Annotated in this window: 3 protein-coding genes and 1 pseudogene; all 4 read right to left on the reverse strand. The window is 72.3% G+C overall.

The genetic code is table 11. The annotated features are described in order from the left end of the window. Positions 1-177 precede the first annotated feature (177 nt). Positions 178-438, reverse strand: coding sequence for a DUF2630 family protein (locus GT042_RS27515; protein ID WP_161311421.1), 261 nt, complete (start codon positions 436-438; stop codon positions 178-180). A 47-nt stretch (positions 439-485) separates the two neighbouring features. After that, positions 486-1526: an endonuclease/exonuclease/phosphatase family protein gene (locus GT042_RS27520; RefSeq protein WP_161311422.1), complete on the reverse strand. Its 1041-nt coding sequence runs from the start codon at positions 1524-1526 to the stop codon at positions 486-488. 179 nt (positions 1527-1705) lie between these two features. Beyond that, positions 1706-2062, reverse strand: coding sequence for a hypothetical protein (locus tag GT042_RS27525; protein WP_237531260.1), 357 nt, complete (start codon positions 2060-2062; stop codon positions 1706-1708). Between the two features lie 265 nt (positions 2063-2327). Then, positions 2328-2609, reverse strand: a pseudogene (locus GT042_RS27530) (hypothetical protein); the annotation flags it as partial.

Here is a 2609-nt window from a genome sequence, read left to right on the forward strand (position 1 = left end):
GCGCGACGGCACCGGGGTGCCGGGACGGGCGCCCGGCCGACGGCCGGGGCGGGTGCCGGGACGACGGCTCTGACCGGCGCCGGGACCACGGCCGGGACTTCGGGTTCTCTCCCATGGCGGTCAGCTTCGCCTATCGCCGCCCCCGGCAGGCACTCCCGGCACTCCCTGCCCCAGGTACTACCCCTGGTACCCCTCCACCTCGCTCGCCGGGCGCACCGCCGCGTCGTCCGGGTTCTCCCCGTACTGCGACTTGGCGCGGCGCTGGCGCAGCAGGTCCCAGCACTGGTCGAGCTGGACCTCGACCGCGCGGAGCCGCTCGCGGTCCTCGGCGCCGAGGCCGAGGTGATCGGTCGAGCGGTCGCGCAGCGCGCGCTCCTCCGCGACCAGGTCGTTGATGTTCCGGAAGATCTGGTTGTCGCCGCTCTGCGGGGTGCTCATGTCTCCGATCCTCGCAATCCCCGACCGCGAGCGCACCTCGGTGGTGCTTATTTTGCGTGCTGTTTCCCGTGCAGCTCCAGGCTCACCAGCAGCGATCGGTGGTCGGTGTCCGCGAGGTCCAGGAAGCGCGCGTCCCGTACCGAGAAGTCGTCGCTGACCAGCACATGGTCGATCTGCGCGCCCAGCGGTCGCGGCGCGTCCGACGGCCAGGACGGGGTGCGGCCCGCGCCCCCCAGCGCGGCGCTGTCCAGCAGCCCGCCCGCGTCCAGGACGTCCCGGAACGCGGCGTGGTCGCGGGTGGCGTTGAAATCGCCCGCCAGGATGACGGGCCCCCGCCGGTGCGCGGCGGCGTACGTACGGACCCGGCCCAGCTCCTCCCGCCAGTCGTCGACCCCGCCGGGAACGGGCGGCAGCGGGTGGGCGAGCTGGAGCCCGACCGTACGGCCGCCGATGCGCGCGTCCGAGCCGGGCATGGCGAGCGTGCCGTCGATCCCCGCCGTGTGCGTGAGCGGGAAGACGGAGAAGATCGCGGACCCCTCGGCGCCGCTCGCCTCCACGACGTGGCGGTACGGGTACGCCGAGCGCGGGATCTCCGTGTCCAGCAGCCGCGCGCAGATGAACTCGCACTCCTGGACGAAGACCAGGTCGGGCTTCTCCCGGCGGATCGCCGCGATCAGCCCGAGCGTCGCCTGCCCGAACTCGACGTTGGAGGTGAGCACGTCCACCCGTGCGAGCGCCGGACCGCGCGGCCCGGTGGCGCCCGCGTCGTACGGCCGCACGAACCACCCCGTCCCGGCCAGCAGCACCAGCGCCCAGACCACCCCGGCGCGCCAGCGCAGCAGGGCGGTGAGCAGCAGGGCGGCGCCGGCGGGGACGAGGAGCCAGGGGAGGAAGGCGAGCAGCTGCGGTACGGGGGTGACCGCGTCGGCGCCGGCGGCGCGGCAGGCGACGAGCAGGGTCGCGGCGGCGAGGAAGAACGCGCTGGCCCAGATCAGGAGGCGCTGGTGGGCCGGGCGCGCGGTGGGCGGCGCGGAGGAGGGGTGGCCGAGCTGGTGCGGGACGACGGTGTCGCTGCCCGTGCTGTCCAAGGGGCCGGCCTCTCGCTCGGTGGGGGCTGTCGCTCGGTGGGGCACCTCGTGCCGTACCGGGCACGCATACAGGGACAGTAGCCAAGAGGCTGCTGTCCCTAGGTATGCCCGTAGTGACGGACGATGGGTCGACGGTCAATCAGTCGGTACGGCTGAATCAGCCGGTACGGCTCCGAGGGTCACCGCATCTGAGGTGACGTCACCCGGTCCGTGGTCAGCGCCCAGATGATGAACGCCGACAGCGCCATGCCCACCACGGCCCAGACCGGCTGGTAGAAGAGGAACATGAACTGGGCCACCAGGTTCACCATCGCCAGCCCGAGCCCCACCCAGCGGGCGAGCCTGGACCCGGCGAGTATGCCGAGGCCGACCACCGCGACCAGGATGCCGAGCCCGATGTGGATCCAGCCCCACGCGTCCAGGTTGAACGCGTAGGCGTAGCCGGTCACACGGTTCAGCACGTTGTCCGACCTGACCGCCACGGCGCCCTGGAGGATCTCCGTGGCACCCGCGACGAGCATCAGGATCCCTGCCATGAAGCTTCCGCCCACCCAGCGGCTCGCTGTCCTTCCCGCGTGCATACCGGTGCCTGCTCCGGTCCCGGTACCCATGCCAGTTCCGTTGCTCGCGCTCGATCCGTTGCCCATGCCCGTGTGGGGGGGCCTGTGTGCTGTGTTCTGGCTCATATCCCCACCATGCGCCAAATGGCCCAAAAGGGAAATTTGGGACGAATGAATTGGCATAAAGACTAAGTAAAGCGCCCGGTGGGACGGTGTGCGGGGACATTGCCGAGCAGGCGGTTCAGCGGTGCCGACGCACGCGGTTCCACCGCCGCGGCCACAGCCGCCCGGCCCGCCCCGTCCCCGCGAACCAGCAGACGACCGCCACCGCGAGTCCCGAGGCGAGGACCACCCAGGACGTCGTACGGAGTGACGAGGTCAGCGCGTCGTACACCGCGGCCGCCGCCGCCCGGTCGCCGTCGTTCGGCAGGCCGTCCAGCGTGTAGCCCCGTACCGCCCCCACGGCGAGGAACAGCAGCAGCCCGCCGGCCGCGAACCCCGTGCCGGCGACCACCAGCGCCCG

Origin of the sequence: Streptomyces sp. SID3212 (assembly GCF_009865405.1) — a bacterium.
Classification (GTDB): domain Bacteria; phylum Actinomycetota; class Actinomycetes; order Streptomycetales; family Streptomycetaceae; genus Streptomyces.